This is a genomic window from Polynucleobacter hallstattensis (assembly GCF_018881835.1).
GTDB lineage: Bacteria > Pseudomonadota > Gammaproteobacteria > Burkholderiales > Burkholderiaceae > Polynucleobacter > Polynucleobacter hallstattensis.
The window spans coordinates 1,205,732-1,230,851 of the sequence record NZ_JACVPO010000001.1 but is presented as its reverse complement, the minus strand read 5'-3'; the positions used below and the strand labels follow the sequence as shown (position 1 = coordinate 1,230,851).

Sequence of the window (25,120 nt, the reverse complement as noted above, 5' to 3'; positions counted from 1 at the left end):
ATAAAACTCAAGGAGCCTTAAATGAACAAGTTCAAACAGTTTCTTAATAATTTGGCCTTAGCTTTGATTGATGCTCGCAAAGCATATACCAAGCGTCATTTGAACCATTTATTGGGCTCATAACCATTTAGGTGACCATCAATGCGCTTGAGTGTATTTCGTTATAGAGTCTGGGATAAGCAAGATAGAAACCAGCCTCAAATTGCACCCTTCTATGCCGTCCGAGAATATATTGAACAGCTAGAGGGGGTAACCATTATTGAGGAAGATTTCTTAGAAGTGGATGAGTCCGATCTTGATATTCACGGAAGAATAGCCGCTAACTAATAGGAATGCTCTTAAAGGAAAAGTACTATGTTTATGTTTCGCAGTCTTATAACCTTGTGTTTTATCTTAATATTGTCCAACCAGTCATTTGCCCAAGCAATCTCTAAAGATTATCAAAAGAATTGCGCTCGCGAGCAAGTAGCTGAACATCAAGGCATTAAAGGCAAAGCGCTGACTGAGGAAGACTTTACCGCTTATTGCAATTGCCAAGCCGACTTCATTTCTAAAAATGCTTCAAATCGGCAAGTTAATGAATTAGTCATGAATCCAAAAGCAAAGCCTGAATGGCTGAAGGTTATAGAGTTAAAAGCACTGAAAGCTTGTATTACAGATCCCAAAATGAGTACATAGGACTTGGGAAATGATGGATAACTTCGGTCCTGTTATCTTGCTTGAAGTAGTGCTGGTGTTTGGAGGGATTTTGCTATTTGCCTGGTGGCAATTGCGTGATCTTAAAAAGGAGCGAGAAAAAGACCAGAAGAAGAAAGCACAAAATACGGAGCTGGATCGCCAAGAATGTAAATGATGATTATTAGGATTGTTAGCTTATTTACATTATTGTTTGCTGCCAATCTCACACTCGCGCAGCAGACTACCCCACCAGGATATGTCTCTATCCCAGCCAGCGCTGATGGCATCGGTAAGCGCTATATGGATCGTGAAATCTCAGGGGTCATGGGCTGGCAAGGTGCCTCATGGCTTGAGCGGGATAAGCGGGAGCGCGAAGAGCGTACAGATTTATTACTAGAAGCATTGGCATTGCAACCAAGCATGGTTGTTGCGGATATTGGCGCCGGTACCGGCTACCTATCCCGTCGCATGGCTCCGCTGGTGATGCCAGGCGGAAAAATTATCGCACTGGATTTACAGCCCGAAATGGTGAATATTCTACAAACCGGGGTAAAACGCTCGAAGCTTTCGCAGATCGAAGTAAGGCTAGGTACAGTCGACGATATTAAATTACCTAAGAACTCTATCGATATGGCCATTATGGTCGACGTGTATCACGAACTGGCCTACCCTTATGAAGTAATGAACAGCATCATGCAGGCCCTCAAACCCCGAGGTCGTATTGTTTTCGTGGAATACAAAGCAGAAGATGCGCGCGTACCAATCAAACCTCTACATAAAATGAGTGAGGCGCAAATTAAGCGGGAAGCAGGTATTTTCGCTTTAGATTGGGAGCGAACTGTAAGCACCCTGCCATGGCAACATGTTGTGGTGTTTCGTAAACGAGAATAAACCTGTTGCATTCATGAGAATTAATTAATAAGAATTTGCCAAGCCTAAAGTGATTACCGTAAAACACAATACAGAGCTTCTTGAATTTGAAACCCTAGACCAAGCAATGGCTTGGGCGAAAGAACTAGGTGAGTTTGTAACAATTCAATTCAATGGCACCGAAGTAGTAGGAAAGTTCGGAGCCGATGGTATCTTGGATGGTAAGTTTCCAAATGGCGAACTCTATACATGGAAAAAACGTAGAAGGCAGTAGAAATTAATTGATTCTGCGGATATGCCTACACACTCCTCTATTTAAAGTTTCTATCAAAAGCCTTTTATTCATTGGTACAGGGTTAATTTTTTATTAGGTTTTTGGCCTACCCAGCAAGATTCGAACGTGCGACCTTGACCTTAGTTAGTTGTTACCTCTCTAAACTCATAGCCTCTTATTAATGGTTAGCAGTTCTTCAATACACCAAGTCGATGCTCTATGTTGTCATTAAAACTGCGTAGTGCTGCCTGCACACTTTTTTAACACCCCCAGCCTTACTTAAAGTAACGCTCAAAAGACAAAACCCACACCATTTCTGATGAGGGCTTGCTTTACTGGTGGGCCCACCAGGACTTGAACATGGAATCAACCAATTGTGAGCCCTGCTTTAATCAATTGTCATTTTAGAAGTTTGAATCACTTTACCCCAGCGATCCAACTCCTTGCGCGTGAAGTCGCCTAGCTCTGCCGGCGTCATCGTTTGAATAGTTGTTCCAGCGCCGTCCGCTCTAGCTCTGGCTTCTGGCGAGTTCAAAGCCGATCCCAGTGCTAGATTCAGTTTTTGGATGATCTCTGGATTAGTGCCTGCAGGCGCAAACATAGCAAACCACGAATCTAATTCATAATTTGGCAAGCCAGCCTCATCTGTTGTTGGCATCTGTGGCAAAGCGCCAAGGCGCTTCTTTCCAGTTACGGCTAAACCACGCAAGCTTCCCGCTTGAATTTGGCTGACAACGCCAGCTGGAGTTGTAATAAACATATCAACCTGCCCACCTATTAAATCTTGAACTGCAGGGCCCGATCCGCGATAAGGAATATGGGTAATGAATGTTCCTGTTTGTTGTTTAAAGAGTTCACCTGCAATGTGCTGAATGGATCCAGACCCTGAAGAGGCGTAATTCAATTTACCAGGATTCTTCTTTGCATACGCAATCAGTTCCTTCAAATTATTAATTGGTAACTTAGGGTTAATTGCAATCACCTGCGGAGCTACCGTCATCATCCCTACTGGAGCAAAATCACGAATCGGGTCCCAGCCTGCCTGCTTAAACAAATGGGGATTTCCTACATGGTATCCGCTATAACTCACAAGCAAGATGTAGCCATCAGGCTTAGATCGTGCAACGAATTGATTTCCAATATTGCCAGACCCACCGGGTTTATTGTCAACCAATACCGGCACCCCCAGTGTCTTACTCATGGATTCGGCTACCAGCCGCGCAGAGAAATCGGTTGTTCCTCCAGGCGCTGTTGGCACAACCAAAGTAATAGGCTTATTAGGCCAGCTTTGGGCATGCACGCTAGCAGATGCGATAAAAATACAGATTAGGCTGGTTGCAATTAGTTTGAAATTTTTGAGCATGTTATCTAGTCCCTATTTGATTAACTCGGAAATCTCAATCAAGTTCTGATCGGGATCGCGTACGTAAACGGAATTGATTTTTTGAGTGGCGCCTGTCCGCATGACTGGTCCCTCAATAATAGGCCACTGCGCTTGATTCAGCTTAGCTATAACCTCATTCAGTGATCGGTCGGCAATAAAACATAAATCCAAGGATCCCGGCGTTGGAATATCTGCCTTGGGTTCAAACTCTTTGCCCTTAATGTGTAGATTGATTTTTTGATTGCCAAAACGAAAGGCTTTGCGTTCAACCGGCGGCGTTCCGCCAACAAAAGACTCGAGCTGCATACCGAGTACCCGGGTGTAGAAATCAATGCAGGCCGCTTCTTTTGCGGTTGTTAAAACCAGGTGGTCTAAGTGATCAATCATATTGCTCTCCCTATTGGCATGGTGGCTCTGGATGCAGATCATGAATGCGCCCGGCTTTAGCAACTTGACCAGGAACATCGTGCCCCACAATCCGAGGGAGTCCTTTTGCAATCGACAGCAGTGCATCCAATTGAATACCTGTGTCATATCCCATCGCATCCACCATGTGAATGGCGTCTTCGCTGCATACGTTACCACTAGCTCCAGGGGCATAAGGACAACCCCCCAAACCCCCCAATGAGCCGTCAAATCGGGTAATTCCAGACTCTACCGAAGCTAGTATGTTCGCCAATCCCATGCCCCTCGTATTGTGAAAATGCATGGTGAGCTGCAGGTGTTTAAATTGATTATGGAGTGCGTCGATCATTTTTTTCACCTGCACAGGCTGAGCCATACCCGTTGTGTCACAAATGGTCACACCACGAACGCCTAAGTGATCAAAACGACTTACATAATTCAAAACACCATCTTGGGGAACGTCCCCCTCCATCGGGCAACCAAATGCAGTTGATAAAGAAACGTTGATTGGGATTCGGCCGTTGATGAATTCAATAACCTCACGCAAAGCTGAGAAACTCTCTTCACGACCCATCCGTAAATTACTGCGATTATGGGTTTCTGAAGTTGACATAACTAAATTCAGTTCGTCTGCTTTTGAATCTAAGGCGCGCTGTGCGCCTCGTAAATTAGGCACCAAAACCGAATACTCCACTTTGGGATTGCGCTGAATTCGGCTCATCACCTCTTCAGCATCTTTCAGCATCGGAATTGCTTTAGGCGATGTAAATGAGGTGACTTCTACCTTTGCATAACCACATTGGCTTAAAGCGTCGATCAATTCAATTTTTTGATCGGTCGGAATAAAGTTTGGCTCAATTTGAAAGCCATCTCGCGTTGCAACTTCATTAAAGTAAATTCGATTCATATTCATCTCAGTGTGTAAATGCAATACCTTTGTCTTTTAATGCAGTAATCTGCTGACTACTAAGTCCAAGCTCCTGCAAGATTTGATCGGTTTGTTCCCCCACCTCAGGCGCCAATGATTTCATCGAGCCCGGGGTTCTTGATAACTTTGGAATAATGCCCGGAACCTGTAGTGCACTGCCATCCTTCATATAAATTGTTTCGATCATTCCGCGGGCGTGGTAGTGTGGATCCTTCGCAATGTCTTCAATCGTAAATATCTTTCCAGCAGGAACACTGGCTTGATCCAATGCTTCAAGAGCCTGTTCAACTGAAATCTGGCTGGCCCAAACGCCAATTGCCTCATCCAATTCACCAACCCGTTTCACTCGCCCATCATTGCTACCGAATTCTGCATCTTCAGCCAAATCTTCTCGTCCTATGAGTTTCATGAGACGCTTAAAAATACTATCGCCATTGCCTGCAATCAAGATGTATTTTCCATCCTGGCACTGGTATGCATTGGATGGCGCAATACCAGGTAATGCACTGCCAGCTGCTTGGCGGACTTCACCAAACGCGCTGTATTCTGGTAACAAACTCTCCATGCAATTAAACACCGCCTCATACAGTGCAATATCGATGACTTGTCCTTTGCCGCTGGTGTGCCGCTCCTGTAATGCGAGCAGTATTCCAATGACGCCATGCAGTGCGGCGAGAGTATCTCCAATACTGACGCCAACTCGTACTGGAGTTCTCCCAGGCTCAGCAGTTAAATGTCGTAAACCACCCATTGCCTCAGCTACTACGCCAAATCCAGGCTTATCACGGTAAGGGCCTGTTTGCCCATAACCACTAATGCGCAGCACGATTAATTTGGGATTGATCTGCAGTAAATCCTGAGGATCTAGACCCCAAGACTCCAAGGTGCCTGGACGAAAATTCTCAATCAGAATATCCGCCTCCTTTACTAGGCTCCTGACAATCTCTTGTGCTTCAAAGAGTTTCAAGTCCAATGAGAGTGAGCGCTTATTACGCGATTGAACCTGCCACCAAACCGATGTACCGACTTTTAGCAAACGCCATTTACGCAGAGCATCTCCAACAATTGGTGCCTCGATCTTAATGACATCTGCACCAAAATCAGCTAATGTTTTTGCCGCAAAAGGGCCGGCAATAAGCTGGCCCATTTCGATTACTTTGAGATTTGCTAAAGGCTCCATGGTCATTCTTAAAATAATTTGGTTGTCTTACTTTATGTTGATTTAAGGCCACTGTGAATTGCTTTATACAACACAAGCCTTCTCATTTTGCGAAGGCTTCGCTAGAATGGGTTGATGCGCAATCCAATCAATCCCAGCAGAATCGATTTTGTCACCCTCAAACTCTTTTGCGCTGTTGCAAAAGCGCAAAGCATTACCAAGGGCGCTCAAAAATGCAGCTTAGCACTCTCAGCAGCGAGCCGGCGCATGTCTGAACTAGAAGAAACTGTGGGTCTTGTTTTGCTGGAACGCTCTGCCAAAGGCGTGACTCTGACGCAAGCTGGCCATACCGTTATGCAACATGCATTACGGCTGTTCCAAGGCTTCGAGCAATTCAGTAATGAGATCGGCGACTATTCCAAAGGAATTAAAGGGCATGTGCGACTTTGGGCCAATATGTCTGCACTCTCTGAATTTCTACCCTCGGCACTTGCCTCTTTTTTAAAACTGCATCCCCAAATTCAGGTTGAAGTTGAGGAGCAGCTCAGTAGCGATATCGTCAAAGCGTTGGTTGATGGTATTGCAGATATTGGCGTCTTTGCCGAAGGGACACCGGTCACCGGCCTAGACACTATAGTTATAGGCGTAGATGAGCTTGTAATTGCATGCAGCAAAGATCACCCGCTCCACAAAAATAAAAATAAGATCGTTTCGTTTAAAGATTGTCTTCAGTATGACTTTGTTGGCCTAAACCGCGGTAGCGCCTTGTTGGAACTCACGTCAAGACATGCAGAAAAATTGGGGGAACGGATGCGCCTGCGTATTCAGGTGCGTAGTTATGATGCGATGTGCAAAATGATCTCCGCCAATTTAGGAATCGGGGTGATGCCGATTCAAGCCTGTTCCGCTCAGTTGCAGGCCATGGATCTTGCTGCCATAAAAATCAAAGACTCTTGGTCAGTACGAAATCTCTTGCTAGCTACCAATGCAGGCTCCGCACTATCCCCATCTTCTGCCCTGTTAGTCGAATTTCTGAATGAAAACTGTCAACCTAAGCGCAAATAAAAACGACTTAGGAATTTCTCCCTAAGTCGTTTTTATTACTGGTGGGCCCACCAGGACTTGAACCTGGGACCAAAGGATTCCGGTTTGTGTAGCTTTCGCCACTCCCTGGACTATGCCTTCATCATATTGATTGCTCAACTTAGATGGGTGCCGTCTAGTCTCTACACCTTCAACAGCACTTTCACGCTGAAGCTTGGCTCGGCGTTAGCTTGTGCAGCTTTTGGCTACATTTAGCTTTCTCCGAATTTGACACCATCCCTTATGCAGTTTCCAAGCATAAGGCACAACTTTCGCTATGAGTCCTCTGCTCTAACCAACTGAGCTATGGGCCCTAAATCGTTACATTTACTACACACCTTACTGCTGGTGTTTACCACTGCAAAACCACACTAAAACCGCATTTACTACACACCTCGGTTTTTGCTCCGGTGTGTAGTCGGTGTGTAAGCAATTTTGACCACCTAATCGACCACTAACCTCTTGAATCTATTGAGGTCTTTGTTACAAGACCCCTAGGACTTCTTTCTTATGAGTCCTCTGCTCTAACCAACTGAGCTATAGGCCCGTTAGTCTTTGGATCAATCCTCTTCGAGGAAGGTCTTGAGTTTGTCGCTGCGGCTTGGATGACGCATCTTTCTTAAGGCCTTAGCTTCAATCTGACGAATACGCTCACGCGTCACATCAAACTGCTTACCAACTTCTTCGAGAGTATGGTCTGTACTCATCTCAACACCAAAGCGCATACGCAATACTTTTGCTTCGCGTGGTGTTAATGAATCTAGAACATCCTTCACTACATCGCGCATTGAGTCATGCAAAGCTGCTTCAGCTGGAGCTAAGGTATTACTGTCTTCAATGAAGTCACCCAAGTTTGAGTCCGCGTCGTCACCAATTGGTGTCTCCATGGAGATTGGCTCTTTAGCAATCTTCATGATCTTGCGAATCTTGTCCTCAGGAATTTCCATCTTGAGAGCCAAGGTTGCAGCATCTGGCTCATGACCAGTCTCTTGCAAGATTTGACGGCTAATACGGTTCATCTTGTTGATCGTCTCAATCATATGAACTGGGATACGGATCGTACGTGCCTGGTCAGCAATAGAACGGGTAATCGCCTGACGGATCCACCAAGTTGCATAAGTAGAGAACTTATAACCACGACGGTATTCAAACTTATCTACCGCCTTCATCAAACCGATATTACCTTCCTGAATCAAATCCAAGAACTGCAAACCGCGGTTGGTGTATTTCTTAGCAATCGAGATTACCAAGCGTAAGTTGGCAACCGTCATTTCACGTTTCGCTTCACGCGCACGCTTCTCGCCAGCAATCATCTGCTTGTTTACTTCTTTTAATTCTGGAAGTGGCAATACAACACGCGTCTGAATGTCGATTAATTTCTGCTGTAATTCCTGAATCGCTGGAACATTACGTTGCAGCAATGCGGTGTATGGCTTGTTTTCTTTGAGGAGCTTATTTACCCACTCTAGATTCATCGACATTTTCGGGAAGTCTTTTAATACTTCGCTACGATTTACGCCAACTTTATCTACCAATAAGCTCACAATGCCGCGCTCGAGCTTCCAAACTTGATCTACTTGTAAACGCATGGTGTCACATAATTTCTCAACACTCTTTGCAGTTAAGCGGAAACCAAGCAACTCGCCACGAATAGCTTCTTGTGCCTTGATATAAGCTGGGCAGTTATAGCCCTCTTTATCAAAAGCGCGACGCATCTTGTCAGACTGGGTGCGCACAATTGCAAATTTCTCTAGAGAGATCTGCTTTAACTCCTCTAATTGCTTAGCGTTAGCTGTAGCTGCGCCACCGCCGCCACCGCCGCCCTCATCTTCACCGCCTTCATCGTCGCCCTCTTCAGCATCTGGGTCGATCTCTGGCTCTTCAGGTCCAAGCTTAATATCTTCGGCATTAGGATCGACCAATCCATCTACGAACTGATCAATCTCCATCTCGCCACTAGCAATCTTGTCTACGTTAGCTAAGATCTCGCCAATAGTGACAGGGCAAGCAGCCAAAGCCATCACCATATCTTTAAGGCCTGCTTCAATCTTCTTCGCGATCACGATCTCGCCTTCGCGAGTCAGCAAATCGACAGTACCCATCTCGCGCATATACATACGCACTGGATCGGTTGTACGACCAAACTCTGAGTCGACGGTAGCTAAAGCGGCTTCAGCCTCTTCTTCAGCCTCTTCTTCGGAAGTGGTTGCTGAAGCATTTTCATTCAGGAGGAGCGTCTCAGCATCTGGAGCCTGCTCATACACAGTAATGTTGATATCATTTAAGAGGCTGATCAATGTTTCTAATGCATCAGCGTCTGACAACTCATCAGACATCACGTCATTCATTTCTCCATGAGTTAAATAACCCTTGGACTTACCCATCTTGATCAATGTCTTTAGACGGGTACGACGTAATTCTTGTTGCTCTTCAGAGCCTAACTGTTGTGCTGCGAATTCTTTTAAGAGTGCTTTTTCTTTGGCCTTACGCTCACGCGCTTTTTGACGATCTGTCAGAACTGGCTCAGCGCCTTCCGCAGGAGCATCCGCTTTCGGTTTGCGACCTTTTTTTACCTCTTCAGTCGCAACAAGCTCAGTCTTTAGCTCAACTGCTTTTGCTTTTTTGCCCTTGGCTTCTTTAGCTTCCGGAACTTCCTTAGTAGCTTTAGCTGCCTTAGCTGGCTTTAACTCAACCTTAGGAGCGGCGGCTTTACCTTTTTTAGGTGCCTCCACTTTTGCTACTGGTTTAGCCGCAGTCTTTGCTACAGCTTTTGCCGCTTTAGCCGGTGCCTTTACTGGCTTAGCTGCTACTTTTGTTGGTGCCTTAGCTTTAGCTGCTGGTTTAGCAGGCGTCTTTGCTTTGGCCACTGGCTTAGCTGGCGCTTTGGCTGGTGCCTTAGCTTTAGCTACTGGTTTAGCGGGTACCTTGGCTTTGGCCGCTGGCTTTGCTGGCGCTTTGGCTTTTGCTACCGGCTTAGCTGGTTTAGCCGGAGTTTTTACTTTGGCCGCTGGTTTAGCAGGTGCCTTGGCTTTTGCCGCTGGCTTGGCTGGTGCTTTAGCTTTCGCTACTGGCTTAGCTGGTTTAGCTGCTGGTTTTTTCTTGGTATTGGGCATTTATTAGCACTTACTCACGTTACTGATGATTGTTCTCGACTGCTAAGGCGCAGCCACTTAGTCCACTTGCCCCAAATTTCTTCAAAATAAAGCGCAAGTGGCTGAATTAAATCGGTTTTTTTCTGGGAATAGAGGATTATAGTCGATTGTGACTTTTTTACCCCCATCTTCACTCAAAATATGGGGTAAATTTCGGGTTTTCCTAGGCTTAAATCAGAAAATTCTCAGGAGAATTTCAATCTTTCGCCCAACTCGCGATATCTAGCTCGATCTTGCTCTGTAGCAGTGCTGCCAGCAATCTTTTGGGCGATTTCTGTCATTTCTGTTTTCAGGTGGGTCAGCTCCAGCTTTTTGAAAGCCCCATCTAAATCAGCAATCGCACCCTCAATCTCTAAATCGGAGCCCATGACCCGCTTTCTTAACACCTCATAGAGCGGGGCCAGCTCACTGCGAGATAGCTGCTCTTGGAACAAAGCGAATGCACCGGCACCCACAGTAGGTGGCTTGCCGTTCTCACCGGAAATGAATTCAACTTGATCACATTGAATCAATAAATCCTTCATGAGCTCCAATGCTTTTTCTGAGCGTAGCTCGGAAGCCTGCAACGCAAGCGCCCTCTTATTAGCATCCAAAGCTTTTCCTAAATGTGGAAACTGAATCAAAACTCGCAACATCTGCTCCGCCAAATCAGTAGGGGCTTGCGGAGGTGGAATATTAAGCACTGGGGCTCTTTTCGCTGAACCCTTAGAAGTCTGCCAAGGGGCGCCCTGAGTCCGGTTACCGCTATTAGCTTGCACAAAATTAGGTGCGCGTTGATTCGTTGCCGCATAAGAACCCTGCTGCACTGGTGCAGGTACTATCGTCAATCCGCAGAAAGACTCTAACTCTGCAGGCGTTGAATTAGTGCGAATGGCGAGCTCACGCAATATTTGCGTACGCAGAGCAATTGGTGGCATTGATAGCAGCATCGGTTTTGCTGCATGATGCGTTTGCGCTCTTCCTTCAGGCGTTGTCAACTCGTGGTCTTGACTTGCAATCTTAAAAAAGAAGCTTGAGAGCGACATGGCTTCTTTGATGATTTTTTCAAAAGCAGATGCACCATAAGCTCGGACATAACTATCGGGGTCATGCTCCGTCGGTAAAAATAAGAAACGAATTTCTTTGTCATCAGACATTAATGGGAGGCACGCTTCCAGCGCACGTTGCGCCGCACGCTGTCCAGCAGAGTCACCATCAAAGGAAAACACAATGCGATCAGTTTGGCGCAACAACATACGAACGTGGTTTGCGGTACAGGCTGTACCTAATGTGGCTACAGCATTAGGAAAGCCCAATTGTGCGAGTGCCACGACATCCATATAACCCTCACATACAAGAACATATTCTTGAGAGCGAATGGCCTGTCTTGCTTCGAATAATCCGTAAAGCGTATTGCCTTTAGAGAACAGTGGTGTCTCTGGTGAATTTAAATACTTGGGCTCACCTTGGTCCAGGATACGTCCACCAAAGCCAATAGTCTGCCCCTTAGGATTGCGAATCGGAAACATGATGCGGTCACGAAAGCGATCGTAGCGTCTTGCAGTTTGATTATTATCAGTCTGCTCGCTCTGAATCAATAAACCACCCTCCAGCAAAGTCTTAGCCACTTCATCATTGGCATAAGTACCAAAGACTGCTTCAAGACCTTGCCAACCATCGGGCGCATAACCCAAGACATAACGCTTAGCGATCTCACCGGTAAGGCCGCGCCCCTTCAGATATTCCACTGCACGTGGTGCTACTTTGAGCTGTTGGCGATACCAATCAGCAGCAGCACTCATCACTTCACTTAATGCCATAGTCTGCTGTTGGCGGGCAACATCATTCGCAGTGCGCTCTTCACGTGGCACATCCAATCCTGCGGAACGAGCTAAGTCTTCGATGGCATCCACATAACCAAGTCCGGAATACTCCATCAGAAAACTAATAGCAGAGCCGTGCGCTCCACAACCAAAGCAGTGATAGAACTGCTTGGTGGGTGATACGGAAAATGAAGGGGATTTTTCTGAATGGAAAGGGCACAAACCTTGAAAGTTCGCGCCCGCTTTTTTTAGCTTCACATGCTGCCCAACCACATCCACGATGTCCACCCGATTTAATAAATCGGCGATGAAGGATTGGGGTATGAGAGCCATCAGTATGGGATGAGGCTGAGCTTGTTAACTTACTTAGCCAGCGCCGCTTTTACCAAACTAGAAACTTTGCCCATATCAGCTTTACCAGCTAATTGAGCTTTGAGAACGCCAATCACTTTACCCATGTCCTGTGGACCAGCAGCACCAGTCGACGCAAGCGCTGCTGCCACAGCTGCCTCTACTTCAGCATCAGATAACTGCGCAGGTAAGTAATCTTGCAGAATGACCATCTCAGCCGCTTCAATCGCTACTAAATCATCACGATTGGCTTTTTCAAATTGAGAGATGGAATCTTTGCGCTGCTTAATCATCTTCTCAATAGTAGCGATGACACTGGCATCATCCATCACAATACGATCATCCACTTCACGCTGCTTGATGGCTGCTAATAAAAGACGAATAGTTCCAAGGCGCGCTACTTCTTTTGCACGCATCGCGTTTTTCATATCTTCAGTAATTTGATCTTTCAGACTCATGGCATTTTTCCCCAGTATTCAATATCTCATAAATTGATGGTGATTCAAAAGCAAAAACCCGCTGCGTTTCACCGTCAGCGGGTTTCAAAGCCTCTCGGTGAGGAGAGCTTTTAAATTCGATTAGTAAAGCTTCTTAGGCAACATCTGGCTACGAATACGCTTGTAATGGCGTTTAGCAGCAGCAGCCTTCTTACGTTTACGTTCAGCCGTTGGCTTCTCGTAGAACTCGCGGGCACGCAAGTCTGTCAAAAGGCCATTCTTTTCAATGGTGCGCTTGAAACGGCGCAATGCCACTTCAAAAGGTTCGTTCTCACGGAGGCGGACTGTAGTCATACTTGTTTAACTCGTATATGCTCGAAAAATATCGATAAATTAACTGAAATGCGATTCTAGCACGACCAAGTAGAAAAATGATTGTTTTAGGGATAGAAACTTCTTGTGATGAGACCGGGGTAGCCATATACGACACCACCCCCTGGGAAAACCACGCCCCAGCCCATCAGGGCATCCTAGGGCAGGCACTGCACTCCCAAATTGCCATGCACCGAGACTACGGCGGCGTTGTCCCGGAATTGGCCTCTAGAGACCATATTAGGCGGGTTTTACCTCTTCTGGACGACACTTTGCATGAGGCTGGACTCAAATTAAAGGATCTTGATGCGGTCGCCTATACCCAGGGGCCTGGATTGGCTGGAGCCCTCCTCGTGGGCAGTGCTTTTGCCAAATCCCTAGCCCAGGGGCTCAATTTACCCTCGATTGGGGTGCATCACCTTGAAGGGCACCTGCTTTCACCACTTTTAGGGGTTTCTGTACCGGAATTTCCTTTTATTGCCCTCCTAGTCTCCGGCGGACATACCCAACTCATGCTGGTGAGCGGAGTTGGTAAGTACCAACTTCTGGGTGAAACCTTGGACGACGCTGCGGGCGAAGCCTTTGATAAAACAGCCAAATTATTAGGCTTGGACTACCCAGGCGGTGCCGCCATCTCCAAATTGGCAGAAAAAGGGCAATCCGGAAGATTTGATTTGCCAAGGCCAATGCTGCACTCAGGCGATTTGGACTTTTCTTTCTCTGGACTCAAAACAGCGGTTCTGAACCAGGTGAAAAAATTTGAGGCGCTAGGCATTACCGATTCTGATGAGATTGCCACTTTTCATGCGGATATCGCACGCAGCTTTGTCGATGCCTTAGTTGCAGTACTAGTGAGTAAATCAGAAAAAGCACTCAAACAAACTGGCTGTAAACACCTAGTGCTAGCAGGTGGTGTGGGTGCCAATTTGCAATTACGCGCGGCACTAAATGCCAGCGCCAAGAAGAATCGCTTCGAAGTGCACTACCCACCAGTCGATCTATGCACTGATAACGGTGTGATGATTGCATTTGCTGGAGCACTGCGCATGTTGGCAGCAAATAACGGCTCTACAACTTCAGGCGCTTTTGATATCAAACCCCGCTGGGATTTGGCGAGCAATAATCTTATTTAGATTATTGCTGAGTTTATTACTTAGTCAGACTAATTTTGGCGTAGGCACTGTGATTGTGAATCGACTCAAAGTTCTCAGCCTCAACCACTAAAGACAAAATACGTTGATCACCTTTAAGCTGGCCAGCTACATCGCGCACTAAGTCTTCTACAAACTTCGGATTGTCATAAGCGCGCTCGGTAACCCACTTCTCATCAGGTCGCTTGAGTAGGCCCCACAACTCACTAGAGGCTTGGCTCTCAGCAGCTGCAACTAAATCTTCTACCGTCATCTTAGTTTGCGAATCCAGCTCTACTGACATGGTCACGTGTGAGCGTTGATTGTGAGCTCCATACTCCGAAATCTCTTTAGAGCAAGGGCATAGACTCATCACTGGAACGAGAGCGCGCAGATTTAACTGAACATCAATTGCACCAGATGCATTTTGTTTTGCTTTTGCAGTCCAAGTCACCTCGTAGTCCATCAAGCTTTCAACACCGGATACAGGTGCAGCTTTTTTTACGAAGTGGGTGTAGGTAAATTGAATGCGACCTTCAGTGGCATTGAGCAGGGGCAACATCTCACGCACCATGACAACAACGTATGCGCTGTCAATAGGCTCATTATGTTTTTGCAAGAGTGCAATGAAGCGAGACATGTGAGTGCCCTTCACATGCTCAGGCAAAGCTACATCCATTTCAAAATGGCCAACTGCTGGCATCACACCCGTCTGAGTGCGAATATTCAATGGATGACGCAATCCCCGAATCCCCACCTGCTCAATTGGTAAAGCGCGCTCATCATGCGAAGACTGTATGTCTGGCATGGATTGCGGTTTGAGAAAGGCGGTGTTGATGTCGTTCATGACTCTATTTTCAGGCAAAAATGACTTATTTGCCTACAGCCACAGGATTTACTGCAGTTTTAGCGGGAAAACGTAGAGAAATAGCCTTTGTAATCCCCGCAACGTCCAAGCCACATTGACTCATCAGGAGCTTGTAATCGCCATGCTCCACGAATACATCAGGAAGACCTAATTGCAAAAGGGGTTTGTTTATCACCATTGCAGAAAGTGCCTCTAAGCACGCACTGCCTGCACCACCCTGAATCGCACCATCTTCAATCGTCACAAAATAATCATGGTCTTGCGCCAAGGATTTAAGAAGCTCAAGATCCAAGGGCTTAACAAAACGCATATTAGCAACTGAGGCATCCATTTGTTCAGCCACTTCGAGCGCTGGATAAAGCAAGGTGCCAAAAGCCAAAATAGCAATACGCTGACCAGCAGGCGCGCTCGACTTACGACGCACTTCACCTTTACCTAGTGGCACAGTACGTAATTCTTTTGAAGGAATCGTTCCAACACCAGCACCGCGTGGATAGCGCACTGCGCTTGGGTGCGGCTGATGATATGCAGTCGTCAGTAAATCACGACACTCTGCTTCATCAGCCGGCGTCAAGACCAACATATTGGGGATGCAGCGAAGGTATGGAATGTCATACGCACCAGCATGAGTTGCACCATCCGCCCCAACTAAACCAGCACGATCTAATGCAAACAGTACCGGTAGATCCTGAATCGCGACATCATGAATGAGTTGATCATAGGCTCGCTGCAGAAAGGTGGAGTAAATAGCTACTACTGGCTTCATACCTTCACAGGCCATACCAGCAGCAAAAGTCACTGCATGTTGTTCAGCAATACCAACATCGTAATAACGCTTAGGGAAATTCTTTTCAAACTCCACCAGTCCAGAGCCTTCACGCATTGCTGGCGTAATACCAATCAGCAATGGATCAGCATGCGCCATATCGCACAGCCATTCACCAAATACTTGAGTAAAGGTTTTTTGAGAAGGAGTGGCGGACTTCTTAACCCCCTCTTCTGGATTGAACTTACTTGGTCCGTGATATAGCACCGGATCTGCTTCAGCCAACTCATAGCCCTGACCTTTGCGAGTGACTACATGCAAGAACTGGGGGCCGCGCCCCTCAAGCGCCAAGCGGCGTACATTTTGCAACATCGGAATGAGAGCATCCAAGTCATGGCCATCGATTGGGCCGAAGTAGTTAAAACCAAACTCTTCAAAAATAGTGGATGGGGAAACCATGCCCTTAGCATGATCTTCTAAGCGTTTAGCAAACTCACGCAAAGGTGGTGCAATGGATAGAACGCTATCGATACCCTTCTTGGTTGCAGAGTAAATATTGCCGCTCAATAGTCTAGCAAGGTGTCGATTGAGTGCACCCACTGCTGGCGAGATCGACATATCGTTGTCATTCAGAATGACTACTAATGGTAGGTCCTCATACACACCCGCATTGTTCATGGCTTCAAATGCCATACCGCCAGTCATGGCGCTATCGCCAATCACCGCAACGGCGACTTGCTTCTCACCCTTAGTTTGGAAAGCGCGAGCCATGCCCATTGCCGCAGAAATACTCGTTGAAGAGTGGCCAGTACCAAAGGCATCGTACTCACTTTCAGCACGACGTGGAAAACCTGACAAGCCATTCAACTGGCGCAAGCTACCCATTCGCTCACGACGACCAGTCAAAATTTTGTGCGGATAACTTTGGTGACCCACATCCCACACAATCCGATCATGCGGGGTATCAAATACATAGTGCAAGGCGATGGATAACTCGACCGTACCTAAGTTAGAGGAAAGATGTCCACCCGTTTTAGATACTGAATCCAACACAAACTGGCGCAACTCATCTGCAAGCGCAGGCAGTTGCTCGCGAGAGAGTTTTTTTAAATCTGCAGGGGAGTGAATGGAATTTAAAGTCATCAAATCTTTAGTAATCTTATTTACCTCTATTAACCACTAATAGAGCCAAATCTTTCAGGGCTTGGGCTTTAGCGCCAAAACTCTCTAAGCTGGCAATTGCCGTTTCTTGTAAATCGGTTGCCGCTTTCTTGGCATAGTCTAAACCCATCAAGGTCACATAGGTGGGCTTGTCGTTAGCTGCGTCTTTTCCTGCGGTTTTACCCAAAGTTTGACTATCTGCAGTGACGTCCAAAACATCATCCACAATTTGAAAGGCCAGGCCTAAAGCTTCAGAGTAATTTTTGAGATGCTGCATTTGAATCGAATTGAGCTTGGCAGCAATGCCGCCCATCTGCACTGAACAAGAAAGCAAAGCGCCTGTTTTCATCGCATGCATTTGTTTTAAGCCTATGAGATCTAATTTTTTACCCACACTCTCCAAATCAATTGCCTGACCACCAGCCATACCGCGCGAACCAGACGCACTAGCCAACGCGCTGATCATTGCCAAGCGCGTGCTCCCATCGCACTGCGTATTTGCCAAAACCTCAAATGCACGAGTTTGTAATGCATCGCCAACCAATAAAGCAGTCGCCTCGTCATAAGCCTTATGCACAGTAGGACGTCCACGACGTAAATCATCATCATCCATACAAGGCAAATCATCGTGCACCAAGGAGTAGGCGTGAATACATTCGATTGCAAAGGCAGCAGAATCTAGGGCATTATTTTTCTCTTCGCCGGAATCATCACCTAGCTCACCAGCCGCATAAACCAATAAAGGACGAATACGCTTACCGCCACCTTGAGCGGCGTAACGCATGGCTGCGTGCAAACGTGCAGGATTAGCATTCGCAGCATCGAGCAAACTCTCGAGAACCAATTCAGTTCGCTGCCCGTGAGCACGAACCCAATCTTCAAATGAAAGTGCGTGGTTCATAAAGGCCAAGTCTCAGAGGGGCTTAGGCCTCAAATACCCGAACTTGCTGCTCAACTTGAGCAAGCATAGCCTGGCAATGTTTTAGAAGTGCTGCACCACGCTGATAAGCCAAAAGTGTCTCTTCCAAAGAGAATTTGCCCGATTCCATATCTGAAATCAGCTTTTCCAGCTCCTTGACAGCCTGCTCATAACGCAAATTAGGGTCGATTTGCAGCTCAAGACCGGGCTTCTGATCTTCAGATTTCTTCGCTGGCATTGGCTTATTTCCTTCAAATTTCTAAGAGATGTAGCCCCCTATATTAAAGCGAGATGAGGGTCAGATGGGTATAATCGCTTCCTTCCTTTCCAATATCGATCCGTCGATGGTTGGATTGGTTATTCCGCTTAGCTTCGGCTGACGTTTTCGGGGGTGGGGAGAATGACTAATCTGGCTACCGCGCAGCAGCTTGCGCCGTCCAACTTACAACTGCCGGTTTCGGCCTATTTTGACGTTGATCTCTATCAGCGTGAGATTGAACTGCTTTTTAAGCAGGGCCCAGGCTATGTTGGTCACGAACTCATGGTTCCCGAGATTGGTTCTTACCAAACTTTGATATCCGAGAATGAAGGCCGCTTATTGGTCCGAAACCAAGCGGGCGTTGAACTCCTTTCTAATGTCTGCCGCCATCGCCAAGCGCTCATGCTCAATGGCAAAGGGAGAGCAGATAACATTATTTGCCCCTTACACCGCTGGACCTATGATTTAAACGGTCAACTTATGGGCGCACCCCATTTTGAAGATAAGCCCTGCCTCAATCTCGGTAAATCACCTTTGCAGAATTGGCAAGGACTTCTATTTGAGGGTCCACGTGATGTACGCACCGATCTTGCTAGGCTTAGCGTAGCTGATGATCTCAACTTTGAAGGCTACGTTCTAGACCATGTTGAGGTCCATGAGTGCAATTACAACTGGAAGACTTTTATTGAGGTCTACCTTGAGGACTATCACGTAGTGCCCTTTCATCCAGGCTTAGGTAAGTTTGTTTCTTGCGAAGACTTACGCTGGGAATTCGGTGACTGGCATAGCGTGCAGACGGTTGGTATTCACAAGAACTTAGAAAAACCTGGCTCACCCATCTATCAAAAGTGGCATGAGGCAGTGTTGCGCCATCATCAAGGCAAGACACCCCGACATGGCGCTATCTGGCTTACCTACTATCCCAATGTGATGGTCGAATGGTACCCGGGTGTTTTATGTGTTTCTACATTACATCCATTGGGCCCTAATAAAACACGTAATGTGGTGGAATTTTATTACCCAGAAGAAATCGCACTCTTTGAACGAGAATTCGTAGAAGCAGAACGCGCAGCCTATATGGAAACCTGCATTGAGGATGATGAAATTGCAGAGCGCATGGATGCTGGTCGCGCCGCCTTACTAGCCCGCGGTCAAAATGAAGTGGGCCCATACCAAAGCCCCATGGAAGACGGCATGCAACATTTTCATGAATGGTACCGTCGAGCCATGAATTATCAAGGCGCATAATTCAGTAACACCCATCACGCTATCTATAGGAAGCCATCATGACGCCTCTCATTACTGCAAATCAATTAGAAGAAATTATTAACAGTGGTGAGAATGTTTTACTGTGCGATTGCCGCTTTGATTTAGTCGATCCACTAGCCGGTCGCAAGTCCTATTTAGAAGGTCATATTCCAGGAGCACTCTATATCGATCTAGACCACGATTTGTCTGGTGAAAAGACGGGCAAGAATGGTCGCCATCCGCTACCTAGTCCGCAGGCTTGGGCGCAAACCAAATCTCGCTTAGGCATTGACTCCAACACTTTAGTCATTGCCTACGATAATCAAGGCTCTGTCTATGCCAGTCGCCTCTGGTGGATGCTCAAAGCTACCGGCCATGCCAATGTACAAGTCTTGGATGGTGGACTAGATGCTTGGAATGGTCCCATCGGCACAATGCCACGCGAAGCAAATCCAACAACAACGCTAGTACCCACAATGCCTTATGTTGGCTTAGTGACAGTAGAAGAAGTTGTTCATAATCTTCAAGCTAAAACGAATGTCATTATTGATGCTCGTGCAAGTGATCGCTTCCATGGTCAAAATGAAACCTTAGATCCTATTGGTGGACATATCCCTAACGCAATTAATTACTGTTTTAGAGAAAATCTTTCCAGAAAAAGTTTTAAGGCCCCAGAGCAACTTTTTAAAGACTTTGTAGATCTCCTGGGCTCAACCAAACCTTCTGAGGTGATTCATCAATGTGGTTCTGGGGTTACGGCTTGTCATAACCTACTAGCCATGGAAATCGCTGGCCTCAAGGGCTCACGTGTATACGCAGGTAGCTGGAGCGAATGGTGTGCCGACCCAAGCCGACCAGTAGCTCTTTAATGCAAGAGTGACAGCAGAATTACCAAACCAACGCCACAGGCAATCAAAATCGTTTGACGTAAAGACTCAGCCCAATGTGGGCGTCGGTGCATTTGTGGAATCAGATCACTCACTGCAATGTAAATAAAACTACTTGAGGCAATAACTAGCAAATACGGCATTGCCGCATGCGCCCTCTCCAAAAAGAAGTACGCCAAGACGCCACCTAGCACTGCAGCTAAGCCACAAATTAAGTTGTACATCAAAGCACGAGTACGAGTAAATCCAGCATTCAGTAGTACGATGAAATCACCAATTTCTTGCGGAATCTCGTGAGCAATGATGGCGATCGCAGTAAAGATACCCACCTGGTAATCCGCCATAAAGGCAGCAGCAATCAAAACACCATCCACAAAATTGTGTATGCCATCACCGACCAAAATCATCCAGCCACTGCGTCCCGCTACTTCTGCATCATGACCATGGTGATGATCATGACCATCCCCTTCATGATGATGGCTATGACGTAATAAAGAAATTTTCTCGAGGAAGAAAAAACCCAAGAGTCCCGCAAGCAAGGTAGCAAATAGCAGCTGAGGGTTCACATCCGGCATCGTGAAGGCTTCAGGTAATGAATGGAGCAAGGCGGTGGCCAGCAAAATACCAACTGACACACTCACCATGCTATGAACCATCTTTGATAGCAAAGACAAAGAAAAACTTGCGGCAATGAGAACGCTAGTAGTTCCCGCTAGCGCTGTTACCAACAAGATGCTTTGCAGTACTGACATGGAAATTAGGCAACCCCGTTTTGTTTAAACCAAGCAATACATTTTTCCCAGCCATCTTTTGCAGGACCTTCGCGATAGGTAGCGCGGTAGTCTGCATGGAAGGCATGCGGTGCATCAGGATAGATTTCAAAACGAGAGGCTTTGGCTGCTGAATTTTTGGGGGCTGCTTTTGCAAGCGCTTCACGCATTTGCTCAACACTCTCTAGGGAGATGCCGGTATCAGCGCCGCCATACAAGCCAAGCACTGGCGCCTTGAGATCAGCGGCAATATCCACTGGATGGCGCGGATTGCCTTCCGTTTTCTCACCAATGACACGACCATACCAAGCTACACCAGCCTTAACCTGAGGCAGTGTGGCCGATAGCCAAGTAATGCGACCACCCCAACAAAAACCAGTAACGCCAACTTTTTTCAAATTGCCACCGTTCTTGCCAGCCCATACTAAGGCTGCTTGTAAGTCATTGAGAACTTGAGTATCGCCAGTTGCGGCAACAATATTTTTTTGGATCTCGGCAATAGTGCCGTAAGTATTCGGATCGCCAGCACGAGTAAAGAATTCTGGGGCAATCGCCAAGTAACCCAATTTAGCAAAACGTCGCGTGACATCGGCAATGTATTCGTGTACACCAAATATTTCGCTGGCAACAATCACAATCGGCAGATTACCTTTAGATTTTTCTGGACGTGAAATATAAGCGGGCATCTGAAAGCTTCCTACTGGAATCATTTGCTCGCCCGCTTTAATGCCGGTGAAATCTGTTTGGATCGCTGCAGCCATGACCGGCTCAGAAGCAGCTACAAAACCAATTCCCATAGTTGTTGCTGTAATAGCAGAGGCTTTCATAAAACCTCTTCTATCGCTAGACACCATGTTTGAACCCTGATCTTTTTTAGTTGTCATCTCTTAGTCTCCCAATTTAGTGTGCTTCTTCCCAATTATCGCCAATCCCAATACCAACCACCAAAGGAACCTTTAGTTCAGCTACCTTACACATTAAATCAGGTAGCTTTGCTTGCAAAAGCTCCAGCTCATCTAGCGGCACATCAAATACCAGCTCATCGTGGACCTGGAGCAGCATGCGAGTCTTGAGCTGCTCTTTTTCTAACCAGTTTTCGACCGCAATCATGGCCAATTTAATCAGGTCAGCCGCCGTTCCCTGCATTGGCGCATTAATTGCAGCCCGCTCTGCTCCTTGGCGGCGAGGACCACTCCCCTTAATTTCTGGAAGCCATAGACGCCTACCAAAGACCGTCTCGACATAACCATTCTCTCTGGCCTCCAAGCGAGTGCGCTCCATATACTGAGCAACTCCTGGATAACGATCAAAGTACTTAGCAATGTAGTTTTGGGCTGCTGAGCGCTCAATACCCAGATTACCGGCTAGACCAAAGGCACTCATGCCATAAATTAAGCCAAAGTTAATAACCTTGGCATATCGACGCTGCTCGGATGTGACACTTTCCAGCGGAACACCAAAGATCTCAGCAGCGGTAGCTTGATGCACGTCTTTACCAGCAGCGAATGCAGCTAATAAGTTTTCATCCTCGGCAATATGCGCCATGATGCGCAATTCAATTTGAGAATAGTCGGCAGAAAGTAACTTACAACCCTCAGCCGGAATAAACGCTTCCCGAATGCGACGGCCCTCTTCTGTGCGCACAGGAATGTTCTGTAAGTTCGGATCGCTTGAAGCCAAACGCCCCGTCACCGCAGTTGCCTGAGAAAAACTCGTATGCACTCGTCCCGTTTTAGAGTCTGCCATACGTGGGAGCTTCTCGATATAGGTCGACATCAATTTAGCGAGACTGCGGTAATCCAAGATACGCGCTGGTAAAGGGTAATCCTCCGCCAACTTCTGCAACACTTCTTCATCGGTCGATGGCGCACCCGATGGTGTCTTTTTAATTACGGGGAGCTCTAACTGCCCAAATAAAATCTCTGCGATCTGCTTAGGGGATTGAATATTAAACGGTTGCCCAGCTAGCTTATGAATCTCACCCTCTAGAGCTAACAGACGTTTGCCAACTTCTTGACCTTGCTGAGATAGCAAGGCAGAGTCAATCCGAATCCCATTACGTTCCATAATGCCCAGCACCCGCATTGCTGGCATCTCGATATTTTCATAAATATAAAGAAGGCCAGGACTTGCCTGAATTTGTGGCCACAACACTTTATGTAATCGCAAGGTAATGTCAGCATCTTCTGCTGCGTAGTCGGTGGCGATTTTCAGATCTACTTGATCAAAGCCAATCTGGTGGACGCCCTTACCGCATACCTCTTCATACTTAATAGTCTTCATGCCGAGATGTCGCTCGGCTAAGTTATCCATGTTGTGAGGCATATGCGATTCGAGCACATAAGATTCCAACATAGTGTCAAAAGTAATGCCATGCAAAGCAACACCATAGTTCGCAAAGATATGGCTGTCGTACTTGAGGTTTTGCCCTAGCTTTAAATTAGTCGCGCTTTCTAACCAGGGCTTCATGCGCGCTAAAACCAGTTCGCGGCTGAGCTGAGCTTCTCCATTGCGATGCGCTAACGGTATGTAACACGCCTCTCCGGGAGTGACGCAAAGCGAGATCCCAACAAGCTCTGCAGCCAGTGCATCTAAGCTAGTAGTTTCGGTATCAACCGCCGTAAGATCAGCACCTGCAATTTTTTTAATCCAACGATCTAAGGTCTCTTCATCAACTACACATTCATAGTGTTTTGCAATGGCACCTTGTAGATCCGCTGCTTCTTGAGATAAGGCAATTGTCGCTTCTGTAGCAGTGGGGCCAAATTTCTTGACTGCACTTTTTACATTTTCTTCAGCACTATTTTTAATGGGGCTACCAGCTAAATCAAAATCTCCAACAGACTCAGAAGTCACACTCCCCAACTGTCTCTCCACATCACGCAACCAAGTCTTAAATGCGTAGTGCTCAAACAACTCCCGCAAGAGCGGTGCATCTTCTGGTTTCGCATGCAAGTCATCTAAACCTGGGAGATGTGGCGATAAATCGCAATCGGTTTTGACGGTAATGAGTTGTCGTGCTTGTGGAAGCCACTCCAAACTATTTCGCAAGTTTTCACCTACAACACCTTTTACTTGATCAGCGTTTGCCATCAAGTTGTCTAAGTCGCCAAATTCAGCCAACCATTTATTTGCAGTTTTAGGGCCGGCCTTAGGAACGCCCGGTACGTTATCGACCGTATCACCAATGATGGAAAGGTAATCTACGATTCGCTCTGGGGGTACTCCAAATTTTTCTATGACACCATCAATATCCAACTTCTCATTGGTCATCGTATTAATTAAGGTGACAGAAGCGTTCACCAACTGAGCCAAATCTTTATCGCCAGTAGAAATAATCGTTTCCCAACCAGCTTGGGTCGCTTGACTAGCTAAGGTGGCAATCACATCATCAGCCTCAACCCCAGAAACCATTAATACCGGCCAGCCCAAGGCTTTCACCATGGCATGGATCGGCTCAATCTGCTTTACCAAATCTTCAGGCATAGGGGAGCGATGCGCCTTGTACTCGGGATACATTTCATCCCGGAAAGTCTTGCCTTTGGCATCAAAAACACAGGCAATGTGATCAGCCTTGAGTTCTGAGCGGGCTCGGCGCATCATATTCACCATTCCATAGATGGCTCCCGTTGGGTCACCTGCCCCATTTCTGAGGTCTGGCATGGCATGAAAGGCGCGATAGAGGTAGCTAGAGCCGTCTACCAACAAGAGTCTATGTTTAGTCATACCGCAATCGTACAATCTAGTTGCTAACTGCCTACAGATCAGGTTCAAATCCTCCTGAAAAGAGGCCTAAAAAGGTGAAAAATGATGCACGCGCTAACTAACTTACTCCACTCTTCTTTGAGTCAAACCCTTGTTCTGACTAGCTTTTTAGTGGCTTTCGCCTCTTTTAGCCTCAATTCAGCACACGCTCAAAACAATTCGCAAGCGCTCAGCCCCTCTGAGTTGCAGCGCATTAATAATCAACCTTTAGCGCCTGCAGTGAGCGCATCTCAAGCAACCAGCGCGCCTGAAAGTCGTAAACCGAGCTTTCAACACAAAGAAGCTACTGGTACTGAAATTACTGAATATAAAGATACCAATGCGCCCACTCAGGTGGATGTTAAGACTCGCTATACCAGCTACGAAATGGCGCCTCCGGCAACAGTGATGCCTGGCGTACCCAAAGAAACTGACCTGATCAGCGTACCGAGTATCAGAGTTCCTTTTTAATC

The 25,120-nt window shown here is 46.7% G+C and carries 26 protein-coding genes; 11 read left to right on the top strand and 15 right to left on the bottom strand.

Annotated elements, in window-relative coordinates:
• The first annotated feature begins 141 nt into the window (after window positions 1–141).
• Genes ICN26_RS06415 through ICN26_RS06395 form a run of 5 tightly spaced genes read left to right on the top strand, consistent with a single transcriptional unit; the run spans window position 142 to window position 1,822 of the window.
• The gene (locus tag ICN26_RS06415) at window positions 142–327 is read left to right on the top strand and encodes a hypothetical protein (protein WP_216266030.1); all 186 of its coding nucleotides are present in this window, start codon (window positions 142–144) and stop codon (window positions 325–327) included.
• Between the two features lie 27 nt (window positions 328–354).
• Window positions 355–678: a hypothetical protein gene (locus ICN26_RS06410; RefSeq protein WP_216266031.1), complete on the top strand. Its 324-nt coding sequence runs from the start codon at window positions 355–357 to the stop codon at window positions 676–678.
• 10 nt (window positions 679–688) lie between these two features.
• On the top strand, window positions 689–853 hold the full coding sequence (locus tag ICN26_RS06405) for a hypothetical protein (RefSeq protein ID WP_156156265.1): 165 nt from the start codon (window positions 689–691) through the stop codon (window positions 851–853).
• Window positions 850–1,569: a class I SAM-dependent methyltransferase gene (locus ICN26_RS06400; protein WP_216266032.1), complete on the top strand. Its 720-nt coding sequence runs from the start codon at window positions 850–852 to the stop codon at window positions 1,567–1,569. Before ICN26_RS06405 ends, ICN26_RS06400 begins: the two co-directional genes overlap by 4 nt.
• A gap of 49 nt (window positions 1,570–1,618) precedes the next feature.
• Entirely contained in the window at window positions 1,619–1,822 is a 204-nt protein-coding gene (locus tag ICN26_RS06395) for a hypothetical protein (RefSeq protein ID WP_046330012.1), read from the top strand.
• Between the two features lie 388 nt (window positions 1,823–2,210).
• Here ICN26_RS06395 and ICN26_RS06390 read toward each other — a convergent pair whose 3' ends face one another.
• From ICN26_RS06390 to ICN26_RS06375, 4 genes are read right to left on the bottom strand one after another with little or no spacing between them, the layout of a single operon-like run.
• Window positions 2,211–3,185 carry a Bug family tripartite tricarboxylate transporter substrate binding protein gene (locus ICN26_RS06390; protein ID WP_216267595.1) on the bottom strand — a complete coding sequence of 325 codons (975 nt, stop codon included), beginning with the start codon at window positions 3,183–3,185 and terminating at the stop codon, window positions 2,211–2,213.
• Between the two features lie 12 nt (window positions 3,186–3,197).
• Entirely contained in the window at window positions 3,198–3,593 is a 396-nt protein-coding gene (locus tag ICN26_RS06385) for a VOC family protein (protein ID WP_216267594.1), read from the bottom strand.
• A 10-nt stretch (window positions 3,594–3,603) separates the two neighbouring features.
• A complete protein-coding gene (locus ICN26_RS06380) occupies window positions 3,604–4,518 on the bottom strand; it encodes a hydroxymethylglutaryl-CoA lyase (protein ID WP_216267593.1) in 915 nt (304 codons plus the stop codon).
• Between the two features lie 7 nt (window positions 4,519–4,525).
• Window positions 4,526–5,719, bottom strand: a complete 1,194-nt coding sequence (locus ICN26_RS06375; protein ID WP_216267592.1) for a CaiB/BaiF CoA transferase family protein — start codon at window positions 5,717–5,719, stop codon at window positions 4,526–4,528.
• 114 nt (window positions 5,720–5,833) lie between these two features.
• Between ICN26_RS06375 and ICN26_RS06370 the strand changes: the two genes are divergently transcribed.
• Entirely contained in the window at window positions 5,834–6,763 is a 930-nt protein-coding gene (locus tag ICN26_RS06370) for a LysR family transcriptional regulator (protein WP_216267591.1), read from the top strand.
• A 578-nt stretch (window positions 6,764–7,341) separates the two neighbouring features.
• Here ICN26_RS06370 and rpoD read toward each other — a convergent pair.
• Window positions 7,342–9,648, bottom strand: a complete 2,307-nt coding sequence (gene rpoD, locus ICN26_RS06365) for an RNA polymerase sigma factor RpoD (RefSeq protein ID WP_369411796.1) — start codon at window positions 9,646–9,648, stop codon at window positions 7,342–7,344.
• On the opposite strand from rpoD, the gene ICN26_RS11090 reads away from it, so the two are divergent.
• Window positions 9,641–9,901: a hypothetical protein gene (locus tag ICN26_RS11090; RefSeq protein ID WP_369411795.1), complete on the top strand. Its 261-nt coding sequence runs from the start codon at window positions 9,641–9,643 to the stop codon at window positions 9,899–9,901. The two genes, rpoD and ICN26_RS11090, sit on opposite strands and share 8 nt — an antisense overlap.
• Window positions 9,902–10,118: 217 nt before the next feature.
• Here ICN26_RS11090 and dnaG read toward each other — a convergent pair whose 3' ends face one another.
• The 3 genes from dnaG to rpsU form a co-directional block, all read right to left on the bottom strand.
• Window positions 10,119–12,068: a DNA primase gene (gene dnaG, locus ICN26_RS06360; protein ID WP_216267589.1), complete on the bottom strand. Its 1,950-nt coding sequence runs from the start codon at window positions 12,066–12,068 to the stop codon at window positions 10,119–10,121.
• Between the two features lie 29 nt (window positions 12,069–12,097).
• Window positions 12,098–12,544 (bottom strand): GatB/YqeY domain-containing protein, encoded by a 447-nt coding sequence (locus tag ICN26_RS06355; RefSeq protein ID WP_216267588.1) that lies wholly within the window; start codon window positions 12,542–12,544, stop codon window positions 12,098–12,100.
• A gap of 120 nt (window positions 12,545–12,664) precedes the next feature.
• Window positions 12,665–12,877, bottom strand: a complete 213-nt coding sequence (rpsU, locus tag ICN26_RS06350) for a 30S ribosomal protein S21 (RefSeq protein WP_011903537.1) — start codon at window positions 12,875–12,877, stop codon at window positions 12,665–12,667.
• A gap of 77 nt (window positions 12,878–12,954) precedes the next feature.
• Here rpsU and tsaD point away from each other — a divergent pair, with 77 nt between their 5' ends.
• Window positions 12,955–14,028 (top strand): tRNA (adenosine(37)-N6)-threonylcarbamoyltransferase complex transferase subunit TsaD, encoded by a 1,074-nt coding sequence (tsaD, locus tag ICN26_RS06345; RefSeq protein ID WP_216267587.1) that lies wholly within the window; start codon window positions 12,955–12,957, stop codon window positions 14,026–14,028.
• A gap of 16 nt (window positions 14,029–14,044) precedes the next feature.
• On the opposite strand, the gene folE2 is transcribed toward tsaD, so the two are convergent.
• From folE2 to xseB, 4 genes are read right to left on the bottom strand one after another with little or no spacing between them, the layout of a single operon-like run.
• Window positions 14,045–14,872 (bottom strand): GTP cyclohydrolase FolE2, encoded by an 828-nt coding sequence (gene folE2 / locus ICN26_RS06340; RefSeq protein WP_216267586.1) that lies wholly within the window; start codon window positions 14,870–14,872, stop codon window positions 14,045–14,047.
• A 25-nt stretch (window positions 14,873–14,897) separates the two neighbouring features.
• Window positions 14,898–16,802 carry a 1-deoxy-D-xylulose-5-phosphate synthase gene (gene dxs / locus ICN26_RS06335; protein WP_216267585.1) on the bottom strand — a complete coding sequence of 635 codons (1,905 nt, stop codon included), beginning with the start codon at window positions 16,800–16,802 and terminating at the stop codon, window positions 14,898–14,900.
• 16 nt (window positions 16,803–16,818) lie between these two features.
• Window positions 16,819–17,721, bottom strand: a complete 903-nt coding sequence (locus ICN26_RS06330) for a polyprenyl synthetase family protein (RefSeq protein ID WP_216267584.1) — start codon at window positions 17,719–17,721, stop codon at window positions 16,819–16,821.
• 22 nt (window positions 17,722–17,743) lie between these two features.
• Entirely contained in the window at window positions 17,744–17,977 is a 234-nt protein-coding gene (gene xseB, locus ICN26_RS06325; RefSeq protein WP_046330712.1) for an exodeoxyribonuclease VII small subunit, read from the bottom strand.
• A 162-nt stretch (window positions 17,978–18,139) separates the two neighbouring features.
• Here xseB and ICN26_RS06320 point away from each other — a divergent pair, with 162 nt between their 5' ends.
• A complete protein-coding gene (locus ICN26_RS06320; protein ID WP_216267583.1) occupies window positions 18,140–19,246 on the top strand; it encodes an aromatic ring-hydroxylating oxygenase subunit alpha in 1,107 nt (368 codons plus the stop codon).
• Window positions 19,247–19,284: 38 nt separating this feature from the next.
• Complete coding sequence (locus tag ICN26_RS06315) at window positions 19,285–20,115, top strand: sulfurtransferase (protein ID WP_216267582.1); 831 nt, start codon at window positions 19,285–19,287, stop codon at window positions 20,113–20,115.
• Here ICN26_RS06315 and ICN26_RS06310 read toward each other — a convergent pair.
• From ICN26_RS06310 to polA, 3 genes are read right to left on the bottom strand one after another with little or no spacing between them, the layout of a single operon-like run.
• Window positions 20,112–20,885, bottom strand: coding sequence for a ZIP family metal transporter (locus ICN26_RS06310; protein WP_216267581.1), 774 nt, complete (start codon window positions 20,883–20,885; stop codon window positions 20,112–20,114). The genes ICN26_RS06315 and ICN26_RS06310 overlap by 4 nt on opposite strands.
• A 5-nt stretch (window positions 20,886–20,890) precedes the next feature.
• Window positions 20,891–21,787, bottom strand: coding sequence for a dienelactone hydrolase family protein (locus ICN26_RS06305; protein ID WP_216267580.1), 897 nt, complete (start codon window positions 21,785–21,787; stop codon window positions 20,891–20,893).
• A gap of 16 nt (window positions 21,788–21,803) precedes the next feature.
• Window positions 21,804–24,629, bottom strand: coding sequence for a DNA polymerase I (gene polA, locus ICN26_RS06300; RefSeq protein ID WP_216267579.1), 2,826 nt, complete (start codon window positions 24,627–24,629; stop codon window positions 21,804–21,806).
• Window positions 24,630–24,746: 117 nt separating this feature from the next.
• On the opposite strand from polA, the gene ICN26_RS06295 reads away from it, so the two are divergent.
• Window positions 24,747–25,118 carry a hypothetical protein gene (locus ICN26_RS06295; RefSeq protein WP_255534392.1) on the top strand — a complete coding sequence of 124 codons (372 nt, stop codon included), beginning with the start codon at window positions 24,747–24,749 and terminating at the stop codon, window positions 25,116–25,118.
• Window positions 25,119–25,120 lie beyond the last annotated feature (2 nt).